Source organism: Candidatus Nitrotoga sp. M5 (assembly GCF_927904885.1).
Classification (GTDB): Bacteria; Pseudomonadota; Gammaproteobacteria; order Burkholderiales; family Gallionellaceae; genus Nitrotoga.
Genome location: NZ_CAKMNW010000035.1, coordinates 15,024 through 35,923, shown reverse-complemented (window position 1 = coordinate 35,923; position 20,900 = coordinate 15,024). Strand labels below are relative to the sequence as shown.

General features: G+C 46.2%; 17 protein-coding genes. 8 read left to right on the top strand and 9 right to left on the bottom strand.

Annotation, left to right across the window (positions count from 1 at the left end):
- Positions 1–172: 172 nt before the first annotated feature.
- The 3 genes from gorA to MJ770_RS08760 all read right to left on the bottom strand — a co-directional run bounded on the left by gorA (position 173) and on the right by MJ770_RS08760 (position 3,090).
- Positions 173–1,531: a glutathione-disulfide reductase gene (gene gorA / locus MJ770_RS08770; protein WP_239252574.1), complete on the bottom strand. Its 1,359-nt coding sequence runs from the start codon at positions 1,529–1,531 to the stop codon at positions 173–175.
- Between the two features lie 114 nt (positions 1,532–1,645).
- Positions 1,646–2,512, bottom strand: a complete 867-nt coding sequence (locus tag MJ770_RS08765; RefSeq protein ID WP_239252555.1) for a pirin family protein — start codon at positions 2,510–2,512, stop codon at positions 1,646–1,648.
- 35 nt (positions 2,513–2,547) lie between these two features.
- Positions 2,548–3,090 carry an NADPH-dependent FMN reductase gene (locus MJ770_RS08760; RefSeq protein ID WP_239252541.1) on the bottom strand — a complete coding sequence of 181 codons (543 nt, stop codon included), beginning with the start codon at positions 3,088–3,090 and terminating at the stop codon, positions 2,548–2,550.
- A gap of 91 nt (positions 3,091–3,181) precedes the next feature.
- On the opposite strand from MJ770_RS08760, the gene MJ770_RS08755 reads away from it, so the two are divergent.
- The gene (locus tag MJ770_RS08755) at positions 3,182–4,087 is read left to right on the top strand and encodes a LysR family transcriptional regulator (protein WP_239252521.1); all 906 of its coding nucleotides are present in this window, start codon (positions 3,182–3,184) and stop codon (positions 4,085–4,087) included.
- 122 nt (positions 4,088–4,209) lie between these two features.
- Here the strand turns inward: MJ770_RS08755 and MJ770_RS08750 are convergent, their stop codons facing one another.
- Together MJ770_RS08750 and cfa are read right to left on the bottom strand one after the other, a co-directional pair.
- On the bottom strand, positions 4,210–4,488 hold the full coding sequence (locus MJ770_RS08750; protein ID WP_239252506.1) for a hypothetical protein: 279 nt from the start codon (positions 4,486–4,488) through the stop codon (positions 4,210–4,212).
- Positions 4,489–4,945: 457 nt separating this feature from the next.
- Complete coding sequence (gene cfa, locus MJ770_RS08745; RefSeq protein WP_239252503.1) at positions 4,946–6,061, bottom strand: cyclopropane fatty acyl phospholipid synthase; 1,116 nt, start codon at positions 6,059–6,061, stop codon at positions 4,946–4,948.
- 1,314 nt (positions 6,062–7,375) lie between these two features.
- On the opposite strand from cfa, the gene MJ770_RS08740 reads away from it, so the two are divergent.
- The gene (locus MJ770_RS08740) at positions 7,376–8,578 is read left to right on the top strand and encodes a trypsin-like serine peptidase (protein ID WP_239252489.1); all 1,203 of its coding nucleotides are present in this window, start codon (positions 7,376–7,378) and stop codon (positions 8,576–8,578) included.
- Between the two features lie 145 nt (positions 8,579–8,723).
- Positions 8,724–9,275: a hypothetical protein gene (locus MJ770_RS08735; RefSeq protein ID WP_239252472.1), complete on the top strand. Its 552-nt coding sequence runs from the start codon at positions 8,724–8,726 to the stop codon at positions 9,273–9,275.
- Between the two features lie 178 nt (positions 9,276–9,453).
- Here the strand turns inward: MJ770_RS08735 and MJ770_RS08730 are convergent, their stop codons facing one another.
- Entirely contained in the window at positions 9,454–9,600 is a 147-nt protein-coding gene (locus tag MJ770_RS08730; protein WP_239252469.1) for a hypothetical protein, read from the bottom strand.
- A 920-nt stretch (positions 9,601–10,520) separates the two neighbouring features.
- Here MJ770_RS08730 and MJ770_RS08725 point away from each other — a divergent pair.
- From MJ770_RS08725 to MJ770_RS08715, 3 genes are all read left to right on the top strand, one after another.
- Positions 10,521–11,981, top strand: coding sequence for a catalase (locus tag MJ770_RS08725; protein WP_239252452.1), 1,461 nt, complete (start codon positions 10,521–10,523; stop codon positions 11,979–11,981).
- A 116-nt stretch (positions 11,982–12,097) separates the two neighbouring features.
- Positions 12,098–14,041, top strand: coding sequence for an AsmA family protein (locus MJ770_RS08720; RefSeq protein WP_239252449.1), 1,944 nt, complete (start codon positions 12,098–12,100; stop codon positions 14,039–14,041).
- A gap of 110 nt (positions 14,042–14,151) precedes the next feature.
- Complete coding sequence (locus MJ770_RS08715; protein WP_239252447.1) at positions 14,152–15,051, top strand: mechanosensitive ion channel family protein; 900 nt, start codon at positions 14,152–14,154, stop codon at positions 15,049–15,051.
- Positions 15,052–15,373: 322 nt separating this feature from the next.
- Here the strand turns inward: MJ770_RS08715 and MJ770_RS08710 are convergent, their stop codons facing one another.
- The 3 genes from MJ770_RS08710 to cls all read right to left on the bottom strand — a co-directional run bounded on the left by MJ770_RS08710 (position 15,374) and on the right by cls (position 19,020).
- Positions 15,374–16,450 (bottom strand): putative zinc-binding metallopeptidase, encoded by a 1,077-nt coding sequence (locus MJ770_RS08710; RefSeq protein WP_239252444.1) that lies wholly within the window; start codon positions 16,448–16,450, stop codon positions 15,374–15,376.
- Between the two features lie 31 nt (positions 16,451–16,481).
- The gene (locus tag MJ770_RS08705; protein ID WP_239252441.1) at positions 16,482–17,516 is read right to left on the bottom strand and encodes a glutaminase; all 1,035 of its coding nucleotides are present in this window, start codon (positions 17,514–17,516) and stop codon (positions 16,482–16,484) included.
- Between the two features lie 94 nt (positions 17,517–17,610).
- Complete coding sequence (gene cls, locus MJ770_RS08700; protein ID WP_239252417.1) at positions 17,611–19,020, bottom strand: cardiolipin synthase; 1,410 nt, start codon at positions 19,018–19,020, stop codon at positions 17,611–17,613.
- A 1,017-nt stretch (positions 19,021–20,037) separates the two neighbouring features.
- Between cls and creA the strand changes: the two genes are divergently transcribed.
- Positions 20,038–20,541, top strand: coding sequence for a protein CreA (gene creA / locus MJ770_RS08695; protein ID WP_239252396.1), 504 nt, complete (start codon positions 20,038–20,040; stop codon positions 20,539–20,541).
- 46 nt (positions 20,542–20,587) lie between these two features.
- A complete protein-coding gene (locus MJ770_RS08690) occupies positions 20,588–20,812 on the top strand; it encodes a hypothetical protein (protein WP_239252375.1) in 225 nt (74 codons plus the stop codon).
- Positions 20,813–20,900 lie beyond the last annotated feature (88 nt).

Here is a 20,900-nt window from a genome sequence, read left to right as displayed (position 1 = left end):
AAATAATGCAACATAACATCAATAGGTTATGTTTATTTCAGCGTCGACTAAGTATGGCTATCAGGATAGCTTCAACAATTAAATCATTTCGTCGCGATCTCCAAGTGCGTACTCGAATGTTTAGAGATGCCATTTACCTCGGCAATCTGCCGAAAGATTGTTGCGCAGACAATCACTCATCGACTGCAACTCTCATCGTCACAAATTCTTCTGCCACCGTGGGATGAATACCGAGAGTGCTGTCGAACACTGCCTTGGTGGCACCCGCCTTCATCGCCACCGCAAATCCTTGAACTACTTCGCCAGCATCAGCACCCACCATATGTAAACCCACTACGCGATCGGTCGCATCATCGACGATGAGTTTCATTATCGAGCGTTCTGTACTGCCACTTAAAGTGTGCTTAAGTGCTTTAAATTCACTGCGATAAACATGTATTTTTGGAAATTTTTTACGTGCTTCGGCTTCGCTATAACCGACAGTAGCCACATTCGGATGGGTGAAAACCGCGGTAGGGATGAACTGGTAATCCATTTGCGTTTGATTCTTGCCGAATAGATGGTCGACCAGTACCATTGCTTCACTCAATGCGACAGGCGTCAGCTGAATGCGAGCGGTGACATCGCCTAAGGCATAAATGCTCGGGTTGGAAGTTTGATATTGTTCATTCACTTTAATCGCACCGTCGTCACTTTGATCGACTCCGGCTTGTTTCAGCCCTAAGCCTTGCACATTCGGTCTACGCCCAGTGGCATACAAGACGGTATCGGTCTGTAAAGTCTGGCCGTCGTTCAAGCTGATATTCAGACCTGCATCGGAATGGGCTATCGCAATTACATCAGCATTGAGGCGTAAATCTACACCCGTTTTACGTATTTCTGTAGCCAGAAAATGACGCACATCATCATCAAATCCGCGCAGTATCTGCTCACCACGATATAGCTGCGTGACTTGCGCACCAAGACCGTTAAAAATAGAGGCGAATTCACTGGCAATATAGCCACCGCCCACCACCAGCAAGCGTTTTGGGAAAAGTGTCAGATCGAACATCTCATTGGATGTAATCGCATGTTCTGCTCCTTTAATACTTGGCACCATCGGAGTGCCGCCAGTGGCGACTAACAGCTTCTTGGCATGATAATTGACCCCATCGACTTGTACGGTATGGCCATCAAGCAGCTTAGCCCAGCCGGTGATGATCTTTACCCCGGCGTTATTAAGTAGATTGATATACACCGCATTGAGACGAGTAATTTCTTTGCTTCGATTAGCTTTGAGTAAGTCCCAATCCAATTTAGGTCTTTCGGATATGGTCCAGCCAAAACCATGCGCTTCTTCGAAGGCCTCTGCATAGTGTGCTGCATAGCTATACAGTTTTTTGGGAATGCAGCCTAGATTGACGCAAGTGCCGCCCATAGCGGCGCCTTCGATCAATGCCACGCGCGCACCTGCCTGCGCCGCCATACGCGAAGCTCGCACACCACCACTGCCGCCACCGATCACCAATAAATCAAACCGTTCCGTAATCATTGAAGTCCTTGCATAGAATTAAATTTTGTTGACTTGCAATAATACGGTGTTACTCGAAAAAAACTAAATACCCCCCGGCTTTACCGGGGGGCATTGAAATGAAAATTATTTGATTCAGGCAAGATGACCATTCCTGAAGTCATCCATTGCCTGATGGATCTCTTCCTGCGTGTTCATCACGAACGGCCCGTACTGCACAATCGGTTCGTTAAGCGGTTTGCCAGCGACCAGGATCAGACGCGCATGTTCCATCGCTGAAAGCGTCACACCATCGGCTTCAGTTGAGTTACTCAAGATTCCCATACGATGAGATTCCACTTGTGTGTCACTAATCTTCACTGCGCCGCGATAGACATAAATGAAAGCATTATGTGTGGCAGGCAATGTCGTAGAGATCGAAGCGCCAGCAGGTATGTTAATGTCCAGATACATTGGCTCGGTATCTTCACGTGTAACTGCGCCTGTCACGCCGTTGCTTGTTCCGGCAATTACACGCACGGTAACGTTTTCTGCTGTTACGTATTGTGGAATCTCCTGACTTGCGATATCTCGATACCAAGGCTCGGTCATCTTGTGCTTCGCGGGTAAGTTGAGCCACAGTTGAAAACCTTCCATCACGCCGTCTTTTTGTTCAGGAATTTCAGAATGAATAATGCCGCGCCCCGCGGTCATCCATTGTACGCCGCCATTTTCCAACAGCCCCTCGTTGCCTGCGTTATCACGATGCCGCATCCGTCCGGAGAGCATATAGGTTACCGTCTCGAAACCACGATGTGGATGATCCGGGAAACCCGCGATGTAGTCGTCCGGCTTATCGCTGCCGAATGCATCCAGCATCAAAAATGGATCAAGTCGGTGCTGCAATTTACCGGTAAGCACGCGGGTCAACTTCACTCCTGCGCCGTCTGAGGTGGCAACGCCTTTGATGATGCGGTCAATGCCGCGCGACTCAGGTAGTGCGATTGGTTTAATGGTATTCATGATGGCTCCTCTCGTTAAAGAATGAAAGCTTTGAATCAGGCAGCAGGTAGCGGCTCCCTTAACCGGCTGACTGCTTCGATTAATTTAGTCTTGAATGCTTCATTTTTCAGCATTCCACGCTCGACATCAAAATTTTCATAAAAACTCGGAATAGACAGGCTGGCTTTAACTTGGCCCGAAAAAAATGGTGCTGAACTGGTCGCAGCAGCCAATACTCTTGCCCCGCCGAGCGCACCCGGTGATGTAGCAAGCAAGACAAGTGGTTTTTCCTGGAACACCTTTTTACTCGCGCGCGAACACCAATCAAACAGGTTTTTATAAGCGGCACTGTAGGTGCCATTGTGCTCAGCAAAAGAAATGATTACCGCATCACTTGATGCTATTTTTGACATAAATGCTTTGGCCAATTCTGGATGGCCAAGCTCCTCTTCTTTATCCACACTGAATAATGGCAATTCGTAGTCATTCAGATCCAGTACGTCAACTGTAGCACCCACTATCAAGCTGGAAGCATAGGTCACCAATTGCTTATTGATGGATTTCTTACTATTGCTGGCTGCAAACGCTAATAATTTCATTTTTTACTCATCCAAAGTCAGAAAGTGAATACATCATAAATGGCTCAGTAGAATAGATAAAGATATCAAAATGAGATAAACTATTCCATAAATGGAACAAAAAAACATCTCCGCTGACGACTTCATCCTGTTCGTTGCCATCGTTGAGCAAAAAAGCATGGTTCGTGCAGCAGAACATCTCGGCATGCCCAAAGCCACGGTTTCTCGCCGCTTTATGAATCTTGAAGCAGCACTTGGGCAGCGGCTGCTGTTGCGCACAACTCGTCGCCTTACACTCACCGATTTCGGGCAGGAGTTTCTTGATCATTGCCGGCGTGTTGCAGAAGAAGTCTCTGCCACACAAGATTTCTTGCGCAGTCAGGATGTGCAGCCGCGTGGGCGCTTGCGCGTTTCCATGCCTGGCGACTATGCCAGACACCATTTCTCGCGTGCTATCGCCACATTCATCGAAACCTACCCCGAGATACAACTTGAACTTGATTTAACTTCGAAGCGTGTTGATCTGATCGGCGAACGCTTCGATCTTGCCATTCGAATGGGTGCGCTGGAAAACGACTCTACACTGGTGGCACGCAAGATAGACGAGCTTCGTTTCGGCCTTTATGCCAGCCCCATTTATCTCGCGCTTCATGCTGCACCTCAGCATCCTGATGAGCTGGAACATCATGCAGCAGTTCGTTTGATTTCATCACGAGGAAGCCCAGTTCCATGGAAACTAATACGTGGGAAAACGGTTTGGGAAGGGGTTCCAGCCGGACGTCTCACCCTGAATTCGCCTGATATGATCCAGCAGCTATTGCTGGACGGAGCGGGCATCGGTGCGCTACCGGAATATTTTGTGGCAGCAGACGAACGCCACAAACGTTTGGTGCGGATATTACCGAAATGGTGCCTTCCTGCCGTGCCGGCATGGGCAGTGCTGCCCATGCGACGCTACCTGCCTGCCAAGACGCGCGCCTTTCTTGCGCATCTTGAGCGGTTCATGGAGAAAGGGTGATGAGACGGATAATGAGGCTGTCATTCTGCACCCGTTGGCACCAGTAAGGCCGGATGCAGCTAAGGTTTGACTAACTGCAATGAAATTCAGCCGAGCTAAGAATAGAAATAGTTGGGTGCTGATTAACAGTAATTGTCGTCAAATTCAGACCGGCGCATCCAACAAATCTCGTTCAATTTAAATATTTCCCACCATGCTTCTTCTGGGAAACCCTCTCGATTCATTCTTCCACCACCACGGCCATTTTGTTGCAATAGGTCTGTGAAGTAGGATGCGCAATGAGGTGAATTCCAGAGTGCAATGATTTTACTCAGGACATGAGGGAATTTCTTCTCAAGCACTTGCGGGTATTCATTTGGTAAGCACCCAAACGTTGCCATGACCATTTCTTTATTAAACATCACACGCCCTCGCAATATTGGTTCACTGTGTAATCTTTACCTAACAGCCTGTCAGACTTAAATAATTGTAGCGAAAATTGAACTGAGCGAGGATATTTTGTGACGATTTTGCAGGGTAATAGTTGTTCTATTGCCCAAAAAAGCGGAGAAATAGTCACCACTCAGCTCAATTTGCAGCCGATTTCCTTTAAGTCCGACAGGCTGCTAGCTCGATACTATGTCTATAGTGGATTCGTCCGTCAAGAAAATAATTCCTTGGTTAAAATACCTGCAGAGATCTTCTGAATTTTAGCAGCCTGCCGGTCTTAACACATAAGCCATTGAAGGCATAGTGACCTTGCGATAATTAATTTTGTGGCCTGTCATCAAGTGTGTGCGCAAGCGTTCTTCTGCATGCACTTCCACCTATCTCAGAACATCTTTGGAGTTACGATAGCAGCGCTGATTCGCCCATCCACTAGCGTACTGACTGATAGCCGTTATCTATACCACGCTTAGAGTAGACAATTTGCCATAAGTGATTTCGATGAGAACGGAAGCCACCAGCGGCGCCAAGTAAGAAAAAACGCCACATACGGTAAAAATGGTCGTCGTAGCCCGCTTGCTTCAATGCCGTTTTGTGGGCATCCACGTTTGCCATCCAGGCCATAAGCGTAAGGTCATAATCTGTTCCAAAATTATGTAGATCCTCTGTTACGAAAACACCTTCACTGGCCGAAGCTATCTGTTTTATTGTCGGTAACATACCGCCAGGAAAAATATATTTATCGGTCCACGGATCGACGCTGGTTTTGGGTGTATTTGTACCGATGGTGTGTAATAGAAATAAGCCGTTGTCGACAAGTAGACGGCGAACCTGTCGCATGTAGGTTACATAATTCTTTCGCCCAACATGTTCGAACATGCCCAGAGAGACTATGCGGTCGAATTGACCGCTCACATCGCGGTAATCCTGTAATCGTAATTCGACATCAAGTCCCTTGCACATTTGTTGCCCAAGTTCGATTTGTTCCTTAGATACTGTTACGCCTAATACTTGAACTTTATACCTTTCCGCTGCAAATGCGGCAAAGCTGCCCCAGCCACAACCGATATCCAAAACTCGCATTCCGGGTTGCAATCCCATCTTGCGGCACACTAAGTCCAATTTTGCTTCCTGCGCTGACTCCAAGTCATGGGCATTTTTCCAGTAGCCACAGGTATAGGTCATGCGTTTGTCCAGCATTTTTTGATATAGATCGTTGCCTAAATCATAGTGAAATTCACCGATTTTAAAAGCACGAGAGCGGCGTTGATGGTTTATCACTTTTGATAATAAAAACGGTATTATCATTTTATATGGGGATGCCGCGTGCTCGAGGTCGGCGCGCAGTACCTTGTCGATCATTACATCAAGCGCCTCACAATCCCACCAGCCTTCCATGTATGTTTCACCGAAACCAATAACGCCATCCGCCAAAAACCGCTCATAGAATTCAGGACGATTAATTTGAATATCAAATATACGTTCACCATTAATATTTATATCCGCGAGAGAAAAAATATTACGGACGGCTTGTTCGGCTTTTTTCATTAGCGTTTTTCCTTTTTATTTATTATTGAACTTTGCGTAATCGGAACATATAAGGCCAAGCTTACATGGTACTTGGTTAAAGAAAAAGGTGCGGATCCAGGACGTGTAACCATGCTTTTTTGAGTGAAGCTTGATGGGACGCTATGCTGACAGTGGGATAATGCAACCCAAAAGCATCGGCAATTTCCAGCATCCTATAATCAACGCTCTCATATACCATCTTTATTGCTTGATTCATCATTGCTCGATAAGTTGAGGATACCTACAAGCCGCAATCCCCAAACCTGATATGTATCAATTGGGTGCGTTTGTTTGTCTACTTGTTGCGTGTGCACGCAACAAAAATAAAAATTTGTGGAGCACATACTGAAAACTCAGGGAGGAGGACTATTTAAAAAATAGAGGTTTTCTGGCAAGCACTATATAGGTATTAAAGCAGGCAATCGAATTAGCTTGAGTTAATGTCGATAAAGTGAACAAGCTGACAAATAAAACAGTATCTTAAATACAATTTAGTACATTTCAAGTAGGCTCAAAAATTAACATTTTAATATTCTTAACTTTCTGTATTGGATTAAATATTGGTACGGTACCCTAATCTAGGTGTTACTAAATTTGGGAGTATATTGATCTTAGAGAATAGTAAAAAAGAAAATGCCGCGTCGAATCCCATCAATAGATCGTATGCCAGGTACTAGACGTTACTCGTCGCTGTCCGATGATCAAACGCTATGGTTTAGATCGCGTCGTTTTGTCATTTTAGTCGTTTCATTTTTGCTCAGTGAGGCCATAACCGAGTGCCATGAGTTACAGAACTCAACTATGTGCCCATTGAATAGGGCTACCTGAGTTGAAATAATATATCCCGCTTTATTTTGCTCTCCTTAAGCCGATTTTTCATGCTAGTCCAAATCCGCATATGTTAATTTGGAACACTGATTCAGATTCGGTGTGTTTGACAGAATTCAGGATTTTTAATACCAGGTTTGGTGAAAAATGCTTCTATTTTTCTATGCTCTGCCTGCCCGGGTCAAAAATAACCCAGAAGTGGGTCAATCCGATGCATTCTATTTGCTGTAGGGGTATTGCAGCACATAAATTTTCTTCAATATTCACTTTGATGGGTCAAATATGACCCGCCACTTTTTCTATGAAAAATAATATATTTAAAAATAATCAATATATTGAATAATTATTTTGTCCTGGCGCAATTTGTGCATAACTGAAGTATGCAGCTCTAGCTTGTGTCAGATATGCTCAAGTAGCTTGGAATAATCCGATAAAGAAAATTTTTCTATACCTAAGGAGATGACAATGACGGGGAAAAAAGCAGGACTGATGTGCACTCTCGTAACCGTGGCGATCGCGGCCGGTTGCGGTCGCATGCCGCTGGCCATCAACGCGGAGACGAATGAGTTCATCGGGAAGGCACCGAAGGAGATCGTCGATGACAGCGGTACGCGCTACGTGCTCGTCGGGCAAGCCAAGACGTCCGAAGTCGAAATCGGCCCGCACGGTCTGCCCGAGCCGGCGGACTTGCCCGGCAACGAGGAAGCGCCCGAGCCTGAGACGCTGGAGGGCCTCTCCGAGGCGTTGCGCGGCGTCACCCTGATGGGCGGATATGAGTACAGGCAGGCGGAGCCGGCGCTCGAGCTGGCTAGACTGATTCTCGCAGGCAAGTTGCCCGAAGCGCGGTCGCCGGGATCGAAAAACACTGCGGTCGACGACGAGGAGCCGACCGAGTCCGAAGAGCCGTCGGACGCCTTCGAGGATACCGACCGGGAGAATCTCGGATCTGGCCAGATTGCGCTGCAGCAGATTGAGCTGAAGCAGATCATCGGTAACGACAGCCGGGCCGTTCGACGCAGCAACACCTCTCACCCCTGGCGCACCATGGTCCAGTCGGACGCCGGCTGCACCGGCACGCTCATCTCGCCCACCACCATCGTCACCGCGGCCCACTGCGTCTACAACACCGCCAACAATACGTGGATCAAGGTCGGTGGCAACTTCCCCAAGTACGGACGCGGTGCCGATGCCGGCGACACCACCACCTATCCCTACGGTCGCTTCACTTGCTACACCGTTACCGTGCCCGGCGGATGGGTCGACACCAACGACGTGAAGTATGACTACGCAGTGCTCAAGCTCAACTGCTCACAGACCTCGAGCGACTGGCTGGGATCCTGGACCGCGTCGGAGAGCACCATCGAAGGGCGCTCGACCTATCTCTACGGCTACCCCTGCGACAAGAATCCCTATCCGCAAACTTGGGGCATGGGACTAACCGCCGGCGGCACCTACATCACCGCGACCAAAAAGTACCGAGTGAAGCACACCATTGATACTTTTGGGTGCCAGAGCGGTTCCGCAATTTACCTCAAGGACGACGGGAAGCGTTACCTGATCGGCATCCACAAGGGATCAAGTGGCAGCCGGAACCACGGGAAGCGCTGGGACAGCACCGTCTACAACTGGGTGGCCGGCAAATCACGGTATCCGGAGGACGCGCGCTAGCCTTTAACCAAGGCAATCCAATCGTTCAACGGACATCAGATCGAGTGACGGCGACTTTCGCGAACGTAGCTGGCCACAGGGAGCGCTTTGCCGCATCTCCGGAGAAAGTAATGATCCGGTTTGGATTGAAAGAAGGAGGTTTCCGATGTCGAATTTAAAGAAATTTAAGGGTACATACACATATGCAAGCGAATTGTTTGGTCTGTATTTACCGTTGCTGGGATGGGGATCCAGACAGGGCAAGCAGCGCGTATATGACGATTCAACCCACCTGCTTATCGCCGTGATGATGGGCGTTCAGAAAGACGGTCGGTATTACAAGAACTCAGGCGAAATTTTCGATGATCCTGTGCCAAAATCGTTGCGTGCAGCCGTGAGTTCCCGTTTGCCTGCATGGCTGAATAGTACTACCGTAGCTCGACTGGTGCAGACGAGCGTGAATGCTGTTCTCGAAAAACATAAGCGTCCGCCAACGCCTGACGAATGGCGACAATTGCTCAGCAATGAAAATATTGGCAGGACTATGAAGCAGTTGCCACGGAAGCTAATCTTGTGGCGAAAGCGGTTAAGGTTAAGGAATCATGCGGAAGCGTTGAATCGCCACGAAAGCGGCTTTAACCTGCACACTGGCGACACAAATAGCTGGCTTCTCGATGCGTCGTTTGGCGGTGTAATAACCCGAGCGGCTGATTTGTAATATGCGACATGCTTGACTGATGGCCTTCTGCTGCTGCCCTTGCTTGATGAGGTTGTTGATCATCTCAATTCGCTGGCAAAGAAGGTCAATGCTTTTTTAATAGTTCATTGTCAGCGTGCAGTTGGCGGATGCGTTGCTGCTCGACAGTGACAGGCTTAACGATACTGGGTTTACCTAGTTACTCAGCCCGATATTGTTCAATCCGGCGGCTTACCGCTGTACGGCCTATGCTCATGTCTTTAACCACTTGCGTGATACTCAGTCCTTGATCAACTACCATGCGTGCAACTTCTAATTTAAATGCGACTTCGTAATGCTTGCTCATTGCGATTCCTCTCTAGCTGAATAATTATCCTATCGAGGTATACGTTTTTATTAGACCACTACCATTCACCGATCTCATCCTTTCTTTAGGGCACCTCTAAAAATAAATCTTGGTCACAATACCGCGTTACTCGAATTAAATTATCATTTAAATACAAATAAATGTTGCGTTCAAATTTTTACTCGCGCCTTGTATTGTCTAGTAACGAGGTAAGCAGGTAAGCGGCGAAGCTGCTTCTCGCAAAACTGAGTTTTAATAAGTGTCCTATAGAATATTATTAACTTTGTCATGCGTAATATAACTATTAGGCCGCAGTATTACTTTGATTTTACGAGACGATAGAGGCCGATAGGCCCGATATTTATTATCGATTATGCGCGATAGCGCACAGACTATATTCAAGAATCTTGGTGATTATCAACCATAGGGTTGGACAAATTTAATTTTGTGTGGTCTTGGTAAATCTATCTATGAGTAGCATGAAGTTATGTCCTTTATCCAAGACTCGTGAAAAAGGTGTTTGACTTTTATAGATGACGGCTTATTAACTAGTTAACTAGGCTTTTGTAAGGTTAAATAGAATCTTAAAAACTGAGATTAGTCAGGCCGCCATTATTTGATTTGCAGAACGCTTTTAAACTTTAGTTATAAGTTTTTATGAATGTAAGTTTAAGTATTAAATTCAAAACAATATTATCAATAGGCAGTGTCAAAAATATAAAAAATTTTAACTATACAATTTTTATTAGGATGCTTGCACGCACTTACGAATGATGAATGATGTTAGCTACTAAGCCACCTTAAAAACATTGCAATTCGATAATATTGATTATCTTTACATCTAAGATCTATTGCAGAAAATAGATTTGAAAGAAGCTGTTCATGGCAGATTAATTTAATAACCACAAAGGAATGTATGTATGCAAAACGATAACCACAAATCAACTACAAATGATGCCGGTATTCCCGTTTCCAGCGACGAACACTCGCTCACCGTAGGGCCCGATGGCCCCATTCTGCTGCAAGACCATTATCTTATTGAGCAGATGGCTAATTTCAATCGAGAACGTATTGCAGAGCGACAACCCCACGCGAAGGGTTCCGGTGCCTTCGGGCACTTCGAAGTAACCAGCGATGTCAGTGCCTATACTAAAGCAGTCGTGTTCCAGCCGGGACAAAAAACAGACACATTGATGCGATTTTCTACAGTTGCCGGTGAGCGCGGCAGCCCAGATACTTGGCGTGATCCTCGTGGTTTTTCAATAAAATTCTATACCAGCGAGGGCAACTATGACATGGTGGGAAACAACACTCCGGTGTTTTTCATCCGTGACCCTATGAAGTTCCAGCACTTCATCCGTTCTCAGAAACGACGTGCAGACAACGGTTTGCGCGATCACGACATGCAGTGGGACTTCTGGACACTTTCACCTGAGTCGGCCCACCAGGTTGCTATTCTAATGGGTGATCGCGGTATTCCTAAGACCTGGCGTAACATGAACGGCTACTCAAGTCATACCTATATGTGGATCAATACCAAGGGAGAGCGCTTCTGGGTGAAGTACCATTTTATTACCGACCAGGGGAATGACTTTCTTACGCAAGACGAAGCCGACCGGCTGGCGGGGACGGATGGAGACTACCATCGCCGAGATCTATTCAACGCGATCAAGCAAGGTGACTACCCTAGCTGGACACTGAAAATGCAAATCATGCCTTTTGAAGAAGCTAAGGCGTACCGGTTCAATCCATTTGATCTGACGAAAGTTTGGCCGCATGCTGACTATCCGTTGCTGGAAGTGGGGCGATTGACGCTTAACCGTAATCCTACTGATTTTCACACCGAAATTGAGCAAGCAGCGTTCGAGCCAAACAATCTCGTGCCAGGGATTGGAGTTAGCCCGGATAAAATGTTGCTCGGTCGCCTTTTCGCCTACGCCGATTCCCACCGACACCGCCTAGGAGTCAATTATAAGCAGATTCCAGTCAACAAACCCCAATGCCCGGTCTATAGCTATAGTAAAGATGGAGCAGGTCGGGTTGAAAATGTAAGTGATCCTGTTTACGCACCGAACTCAAAGGGCGGTCCGCAAGCTAACGCGGAACGTTATCCTGAAAATGCAACTTGGGCACCTAGTGGAGAACTCATTCGCGCCGCTTACACGCTGCGCAAGGATGACGATGATTTCGGCCAAGCTGGAACCTTAGTGCGCGAAGTCATGGACGATGAGCAACGTGATCGACTGGTTTCTAACGTCGTTGGTCATCTCAAAAAAGGCGTGTCGGAGCCTATTTTGCAGCGTGCATTCGAATACTGGCGCAATATCGATAAGGAAACAGGAGATCGCATTGCAAAGGATGTGAACGGTAGTCGATCTTAATAACCATCACTCAACCTGCAGCTAACTTTAACATCTCGGGCAGTCGAGCCAGCGTTGAGAGCATTTAATGCTCATGGGAAAGGTATTTGTTTTTCCTAAAACTCTAGGAGAACGTCGTGTCACGTAAGTTTCGTTTTAGCTTGATCGTGCTGCTATTGTTGTTATTGATCGGTTTGGTTGCCAGTGAAATGATGGGGTGGCGATATTTGCGATCTCCGATAGCCACGTTTGCAAGTTCTGCCCTGGGCCGAGAGGTTCAAATCGACCCTCCGTTTCGATTGCACTTTCGATCGACTATCCAGGTAAGCGCTGGGGGGGTGTCAATTGCTGCGCCAGATTGGGCTGGAGAAAAACCGTTTCTGGCTCTTAAAGCATTTGAAATAAGGGCAGCATGGAAAAGTCTGTTTGGCGGCCCAGTCACACTTCCACTTGTCTCAATTGATGAAGGTGAAGTACGGCTGATCAGGTCCAGCCCCGACAAGGCCAGCTGGCAGTTCACGGACAATAAATCCACCGAAGGGGAGGAGGCACTGGTGCTGCCGGTTGTCGAAAGGGTCGAGCTCGGACCGATCAAGATCGTGCTAGGTGACAATGTGAACGAACTGCGTCTGAATGTCGTCGCACAAACAAGTGAATCATCGGGCGGAAAAGTGCTATCCATTGCCGCTGATGGGAGTTTTCGCAACGATCCGGTAACCGCAGAGATTGAAGCGCCAAATATTCTCAGCACCGGTGCTGATGACTCAAGCAAGCTATTTCGCGTCAAAAGTTCCCTTGGTGAAACCAAGCTTTTTTTCACTGGCAGTGTTGCTAATCTGCTCGCGGCCGATGGCATTAAGGGTCAGGTGCGGGTTGAAGGTCCAAGCCTGGGCGTGATGACAGCTATTCCCGGTGTCACTCTGCCATCAACGCCGCCCTACCTGTTGGAGGGCGACATTACGCGCGAAGGTCAAGTAGTTACCATCAAGCTTGGGACAGCCAAAATTGGTGATAGCGACCTGTCCGCCAAACTGACTTTTGATGCCCAGCCCGAACCGCCAATGCTCAGTGGGAATATCAATGCCAAAAAACTGGTGCTGCAAGATCTGGCGCCATCTGTAGGCGGTGAACCTAAACCAAAAACTGGCGAGTCGAAAAAAAATGCGCCAGAAGGGCGCGTCCTGCCTGCTAACGAATTTGACATCCCTTCATTACATGCAATGAACGCCGACATCAGATTAGATATCGACAATCTTGATCTGGGCACTAATGTGTTACTGCCTGTGCATGCATTAGCGACGCATTTGGTGCTAAAAGATGGTCGCTTGGCGCTCAACGACATTAAGGCTACGATTGCTGATGGTAGCCTGACCGGCATGTTCAAACTGGACGCCGAAACAAACAACGCGAAACCTCTCTTCAACGCGGATCTCAAACTTAGAGACGTCGATCTGGCACAATGGGTGAGAGGTGACAAAATCAACGGAGAGGACATGATCTCTGGGCAATTTACAGGCAATGTCCGCGTGACCGGCGCCGGGCGTTCTGTTGCAACCATCCTTGGCACGCTGGATGGTCAACTTCATGGCCAGATCCTCCAAGGGGCGGTGTCACATCTTGTGATGGAGGTAGGTGGTTTGGACTTGGCCCAGGCGATCGGCGTTGCCATAAGCGGCAAAAAACCCTTGCCGCTTAATTGTGCCATGATGGATCTGCCGATCAACAAGGGGCAGGTTAAATCCAACCTATTCCTGCTCGACACGACCGACACCCTTCTATTTATGACAGGATCTGTGGCACTCGACAGTGAGAAGCTGGATCTACGCATCGTGCCTGCGCCCAAAGACTGGAGCCCTTTGAGTCTGCGTTCTCCCATCACGATCGGAGGTCAACTCGCCGATCCTTCGGTGGCTGTCGATGCCGCGCCCATTGCCTTGAAGGTCCTTGGGGGCATTGCACTGGCGGCCATTACGCCCGCTGCTGCCGTATTGGCACTTTTCGATTTCGGCGAGACTGATCGCGGCGACGGCTGCAAGGCAGCGGTGAGGATGATGCGGGAAAAAATTAAAGAGGTTAAGTAATCGCGCTGCCAGACATTTCGTCTGTCCCCGGTGAGTTTGCCCCACCGATTCTTATAGACTGAATTCACAATTATGTGTTTAGAGTACACTTCAGACGGGAGCAAACTAGTATGAAACCGTTTAACGTTATTATGGAAAGTTTGCGCAAGATGGGAGAGAATTTTCTTTCGCATCTTCCCCAGATTGTCTTTGGCTGTATTCTTCTCCTTATCACCTGGGGGGTCGGTCGGGCCGCTGATTTAATTCTCCGGCGAGTCTTACCTCGATTTCGTTTGCGAACGTCTTTGCAGGAACTCTTTCGTCAGCTGAGCTATATTGGTATTTGGATTGTGGGAATTTTGGCTTCGGCGATCGTGATGTTCCCTTCGCTTACTCCGGGTAAAGTCTTGACAGCAATCGGTCTTGGGTCTATCGCGATTGGATTTGCTTTTAAAGATATTTTTGAAAACTTTATCGCTGGGATGCTGATTCTGCTCAGAGAACCGTTCCAGCTTAATGATTTTATTGAATGTGATGAAATTGAGGGGTTTGTCGAAGATATCACGATTCGCGATACGCACATCCGTCAGACAGATGGTCAGAGAGTCGTTGTTCCAAATGCCAAACTTTTTAAAAGTCCCGTGACAGTACGTACAGATCTTGATAAACGTCGTGTGACCATCATGTGCGGAGTTGCCTATGGTGAAGATGTGGATAACGCGAGAAGTGTGATCGTTAATGCGGTTCAAGGACTGGACACAGTTGACAAAGAAAAGGATGTTCAAGTGTTCGCTCAAGCCTTTGGTTCCAGCAGTATTGATTTTGAAATTACTTGGTGGACTGGGTCTAAGCCAGTGGATGTTCGTCAATCCCGCGACAAGGTCGTCGCGGCAGTCAAAAAGGCGTTGGATAATGCTGGCATCGAGATCCCATTCCCTTACCGTACACTCACGTTCAAGGAGCCATTGAAAACCGTGATAGAGCGTGCAGGTCAACAAGAAAAATCGGTAGATAGTCAGCAGGGCATATAATTGTTTCGAGTTGAATGAAACCTGATTTTCGTGGCGTATTTCTAACTGAGATCATTTGGCTATCGCCTAAATCGGGTGCCACTTGAAGCAGTGAATTAAGTGGCACAAGCAATTGTTCATTGACGACAAGTTTGCTCCCATTTTTCCAGCACGCTGTGCCTGTTGCAGTAATACTTTTTAGCGTAGGTTGATCCACAAGGAGAAAACAAATTTGGTCATGACTTTTACGGGCGTGATACAAAACTCGCAAAATCACTGTTAGGGCGAGAAAGAGAGTTATAAAGTGAAAAATCAAGTGGATACATCTAAGGAATAACGGACATTAAGCATGGAGCAGTGGTTTCGCTGCATTGTGCAGAAGTACGTGAATAAATTTAACTTTCTCCAGCATTTTTGGAGTATGTACTACAGGAACCAGGTCGAGCAACCCCATCGCACGATTCATTTCGTTAAATAATAATCCCAGGTTCCAGTATTGTTCTACCATATCTTCGAAAGATGACTGCAAGGGATCTATCGAGGGAATCAACGTCGAGTTAAACGCTGTGTCAACCACTGTCACTATATTAAGATACGCGGCAAAACTCTCGGCAAAATCTTCCCATGGATGCATTGTGGCGTAGGCGCTGATGTAGGTTTTTCGCCAATTTGCCGCCGGTCCATTCTTATAGTAGTGCTCCAGCGCTGTAGAATAATCGGGGTTGTTATGATCGCCAAAAGTTGCCATAAAGTCCGCTTCACACTTATTCAATACCAGCAGATCCCAGAAATAGTGGCCCATTTCGTGGCGAAAATGTCCTATTACCGTACGGTGAGCTTCGCCAAACGAGATTCGGGCTTTTTCCCTCTCGACATGATCAGCCTCACGAATGTTGATCGTAATCTTGCCATTTGCATGACCAGTGTAAACTTGCTCCTCCTTACTCATGTCCCACCAGATATTGTATGGGGGTGATTTAATATCATCTTTGAAATCAAATGCTAATGGAGGTATAACTCCATCATTCGCATCGCCATAAGGTAACCGCAGCAAATCGAGCGTGTAGAGAAGCCGACGTTTCGCAATCTCAATACGGCCCCACTTCTCGCGATTTCCGTCTTTCCTTAGATCAGGAATGGTGTCGTTGAAACGGCAATAATCACAGAAACCACGGTCAGCTCTGGACATAGTATCGGTCAGCATGCAACGATTGCAGACATGTTCCACCGCGTAGTTATGACATTTCGTAAGACGACGCCCGCATTTGCTTTCTCCGCAATAGTATTGGCCATTGGTGTCTTGGCTAATCGCTCGTAGTGCATTACAGGCCGGACACCAGCCAAGTTCACTGCTACAAGCTACGCACTGACTATTTTCAAAGAAGACGGTTGCACTGCAGGTACATGAGAAAGTTTTCATTAAAGGTTCTCATAAAAGAAGGAATTGACATCTAGAAAATAGACATGCCAGTTTTAGTAGTGAACAACTCGAGAGCTTTGAGACCCAAAACTGAATTGCCGTAAGAGTTTAGTTCCGGGCTCCAAACTGCGATTGAGAGTTCCCTAGGGATAACGGCAACAATGCCACCGCCGACACCACTTTTACCAGGCATCCCAACACGATAAGCGAAACTACCTGCCTCATCATAAAAACCACAGGTCAGCATTACAGCATTCATTCGTTTCGTTTGGCTCGGCGATAATATCGTTTCCCCGCTTCCCGGTAGAACACCACCATTGGCGAGAAACAGGAAGGAACTGGCCAGTCCAACACAGCTCATTTCAATAGAGCATTGATGGAAATACACATCCAATACTTCTTCAACTGAGTGATGAATGTTGCTGTGGTATTTTATGAAATTAGCTAATGCAATATTAACAAAGCCAGTTGCCTTTTCCGATTGAACTACTTCTGGATTGTAGGCTACATCGGAACAGCGCAGTCTTTTCACAAAGTCGAGCATTTCCTCATTGGGTTGCTGCAGGTGATCGATCAACGCATCAACCACGACAAGGGCGCCAGCATTAATAAAGGGATTGCGAGGAATACCATTCTCATATTCCAACTGCACTAAAGAATTAAAAGGATTACCAGATGGTTCCATTCTAACTCTGCCCCAAAGTTCATCACCAACAAGACGGATACCCAGAGCGAGATTAAACACCTTGGATATGCTCTGAATGGAAAACTTCTCTGTAGCATCTCCGATCCTGTATTGCTTGCCACTAACGGTTTCAATGGCTATACCCAGTTTACCGGGGTCGATATTTCGTAAGGCTGGTATATAGTCTGCGACACGACCCGAACCAAATAGCAGCTGAACCTCGGCATGAATTTCATCGAGGATAGCTTGGTAGTCAATTTTCGTGCTTATTGAGGTGTTCATTGAGCGCAATTTTACAGAAACCGGAATACAGTCATTTTTCGATCGATTTTCACCGTGTTTGGTAGCTGAGCAAGCTTTCAGCACATTCAAAATTTTCAAATTGGTGGTTTATTTTCCCAGACCTCCGCAGTAGCAAAGACGAATAATTAAACTACGCCCCCAAAAAATTCGCCTCGTTGGTAAGTCCAAGGTGTTAGAGAACGGGGGCAAAAAGTCGTGCGACTCGACGAGGAATGTGTTGCCAATAAGATGACTCCTTTAGCGCCTTTGTGTCTACCAGTTTGGATTTTCGTAAATCGTTTTCTATCATCACTTTAACCTCTTTGGCAAACTCAGCATCGTGAACCAATGCGGTAATTTCAAAGTTTAGGCGAAACGACCGATTGTCAAAATTTGCCGTGCTGACTGTTGCGATTTCGTTATCAATTAACATGACTTTTTGGTGTAAAAATCCATCTTGATATTCATAGAATTTAATACCTGAGTCGGCGAGCTCTTCAACATAATAGTTGGCGGCTTTCTTCATCAATAGACTGTCGCTGGTACCAGGGATGATTACTCTCACATCAACGCCGCGAAGTACTGCGAGCTGTAGGGCGCTAATAATGCCTTCGTCGGGAACGAAATAGGGTGATGTTATCCACAGACGTTGGCGTGCGCTGTTTATTGCATGCGTAAAAAATAAAGTGGCAGTTTCTCGTTCTTGATGGGGTCCGCTGGCAATTATCATGACTTGTCCTTGGCCATTAATTGCAGGTGCAGCGCGCCAATTTAGATCTATAAGCTGTCGAGTTGCCCAATACCAATCAGAGAGAAACACTGCTTGTACTTGCACGGCAGCAGCTCCGTCAACCCGCATGTGAGTATCTCGCCAAGGGCTCAATTCAGGGTCATGTCCGAGATAGTCGTCACCAATATTTAATCCACCTACCCAAGCACTGACGCCATCTACCACCATGATTTTTCGATGGTTGCGAAAGTTCAATTGAAATCTGTTGCGAATCCCGCGAGTTGTATTAAACGGATTCATCTCAATACCCGCTGAGCGTAAACTCTCAATGTATTCTGCGGAAAGATCTTTGCTACCAAATTCATCATAGACAAAATAAACACGCACTCCGTTGTTCGCGCGTTCGATTAATGCATCTCGTATTCGTCGCCCGATGTCGTCATCTCGAACGATGTAGAATTCCATCAAAATGTATTCTTGTGCTTTGGAAATACCTTCTAGAATACTGTCAAATGTAGCTTTTCCATTGATCAAAAGTTCAGTTCGATTAAAGCCGGTTATGCCAAGTTGAGATAATTTTTGAATGGCATCATATTCGGGGATGCCTTTATTTGGTTGTACAAACTCAGCCTCCATCTCAGGACGGATGCGGTCTAATAAGGTGGTAATTGCCGCGTGGTTTTCTTGGCTTGCTTCTGCATATCCCTCGAATTGGCTACGCCCAAACACCCAATACGCCGGAACCGCAACATATGGGAACGAGACAAGGCTAACAGCCCAAGCGATCGCACCTTGTGAAGTGCGCGTTTTCATTACCGCATCGATTGCTGAAAGGGCACCTAAAGTATGTGCAAGTAGTATTAGAGAGAGCATGATTAAACGACGCTTCCGGCGCGTTGTGATTGCTGGACTGTTAGAATCGGAGCTAACATCATTTTTCATTTTTTTGTAATTAAATTGACTACTCGACTACCCATTGCAATTTTTATTATTTGATTATAAATATATAAAAATTATATTAGTGCCCAGAAGTAGCGTAGGCAAAGCACTAAGATCACAACAATCTATGAGCATATAGAACAAGGCCGCTTACTTATTTGCGTGATAATTAGCTATGCCGGTTTTGAGCGTCTATGATCCAAAGCTCAAGTGCTACCGATATTCACACCTCAAAGAATACGACAATAACACGCAGAGCACCTTGTAACATTTTATCTTCTATGTATTGTTCTTGGATTGCCGAGATTGAGGTTGCTCCTTGTGCAAGTATAAAGGTACCAACGACGATAACTATTCCACAAAATACGAAATCACAAAGAAAACACTACGCTAATGCACACAGCTATAGCTTGCAAGCTGGCGTGGATAACTATACTGCGTTGCTAAAATTTTTTACTCGAGTCTTGTCTTGATATAGAAAATAGAATTTTTATAGATGCCCTAAAGATTTTACAAGTACACAGAAGAGTATGTCATCAGATGCGAGTAACGATATGCCGCAACCAAAAAATCACTTACGTATCAGCAGGGTACGTTAGTTAAAGCGTGTGTGCGATGATTGACATGGAACACTGCCCTGCAGTGGTTGCAATATGAAAATAATTGCAGTTATTCTGGAATCCAACGCAATCACTAAAATTCTTGATGATCTCAGCCTACCTGCCTGGGCACCTGCAAAATCCACTATTATTTAGTGCCAACTTGATTCGTGTTAATTGTACCGAAATAGAGTCATTTCTCTAGCGGTTTTCGCCGTGCTTGAGGGCCGAGCCAGTTTTGAATGTTTTCAAATCTTATGGATATGATGGTTTGTTTTTCCTATAACCCAGTGTGTTTTGCTATATTGAACGCGTAATAATGTTATTTAAGTGTCTAACAGGAGTGGTCAAGATGAAGAATAAAATAAATTTTCCAAAATGTTTAGGGTCTAAGTTGTCTATGCTGGCTTTGTCAGCGGTGTTATTTTCTCCAATGGTCGTACAGGCTGAAACAATTGGCGCTGTTTCAACCAAATTTAAGATGTTGGGAGCTAATGACAAAATCGTTGTCGAAGCATTTGATGATCCAGATATCAAAGGTGCAACTTGTTATTTAAGTCGAGCCAAAACTGGTGGTGTCAAAGGGATGGTCGGTCTGGCTGAAGACACTTCTGATGCATCAATTGCTTGCCGCCAGATTGGACCAATTGCATTGTCTAACGAGATAAAAAGTGGTGACGCTGATGGGGATGAAGTGTTTAAGAAAAGCACCTCGATCTTGTTTAAGTCGCTACAAGTTGTGCGTTTTTATGACCGTAAGAGAAATGTGCTGGTTTATTTGACCTACAGCGACAGAATTATCGAAGGGTCGCCAAAAAACAGTATTTCGACTATTCCAATTATGCCGTGGCACTAGGAATACTAGGGTCTTTTAGTAATGCCTTAAAATTTGGAGTGTTGTTATGACAGGACAAGGTTCTAGCGGTAATGTGATAGCAGCGGTATGTAGTTTTTTTATCCCTGGTTTGGGACAGTTGGTTCAGGGACGCATATTACCTGCATTGTTATTTTTTACGATTGTTGGCACTAATTATTTCTTCATGGTTCTAATTGTCCCTGCGATTATTGGTGGGATCTTTCATTTGTGGGCGATTATTGACGCAGCTAGGTTTAAGGCGAAAGATTGAGACTAGCTCATCTATTTTCAGGCACTGCTCTGAGCTGAGTTGTATTGTACCCACCTTGATTTATTAGGTTATTTCATGAAAATAACAT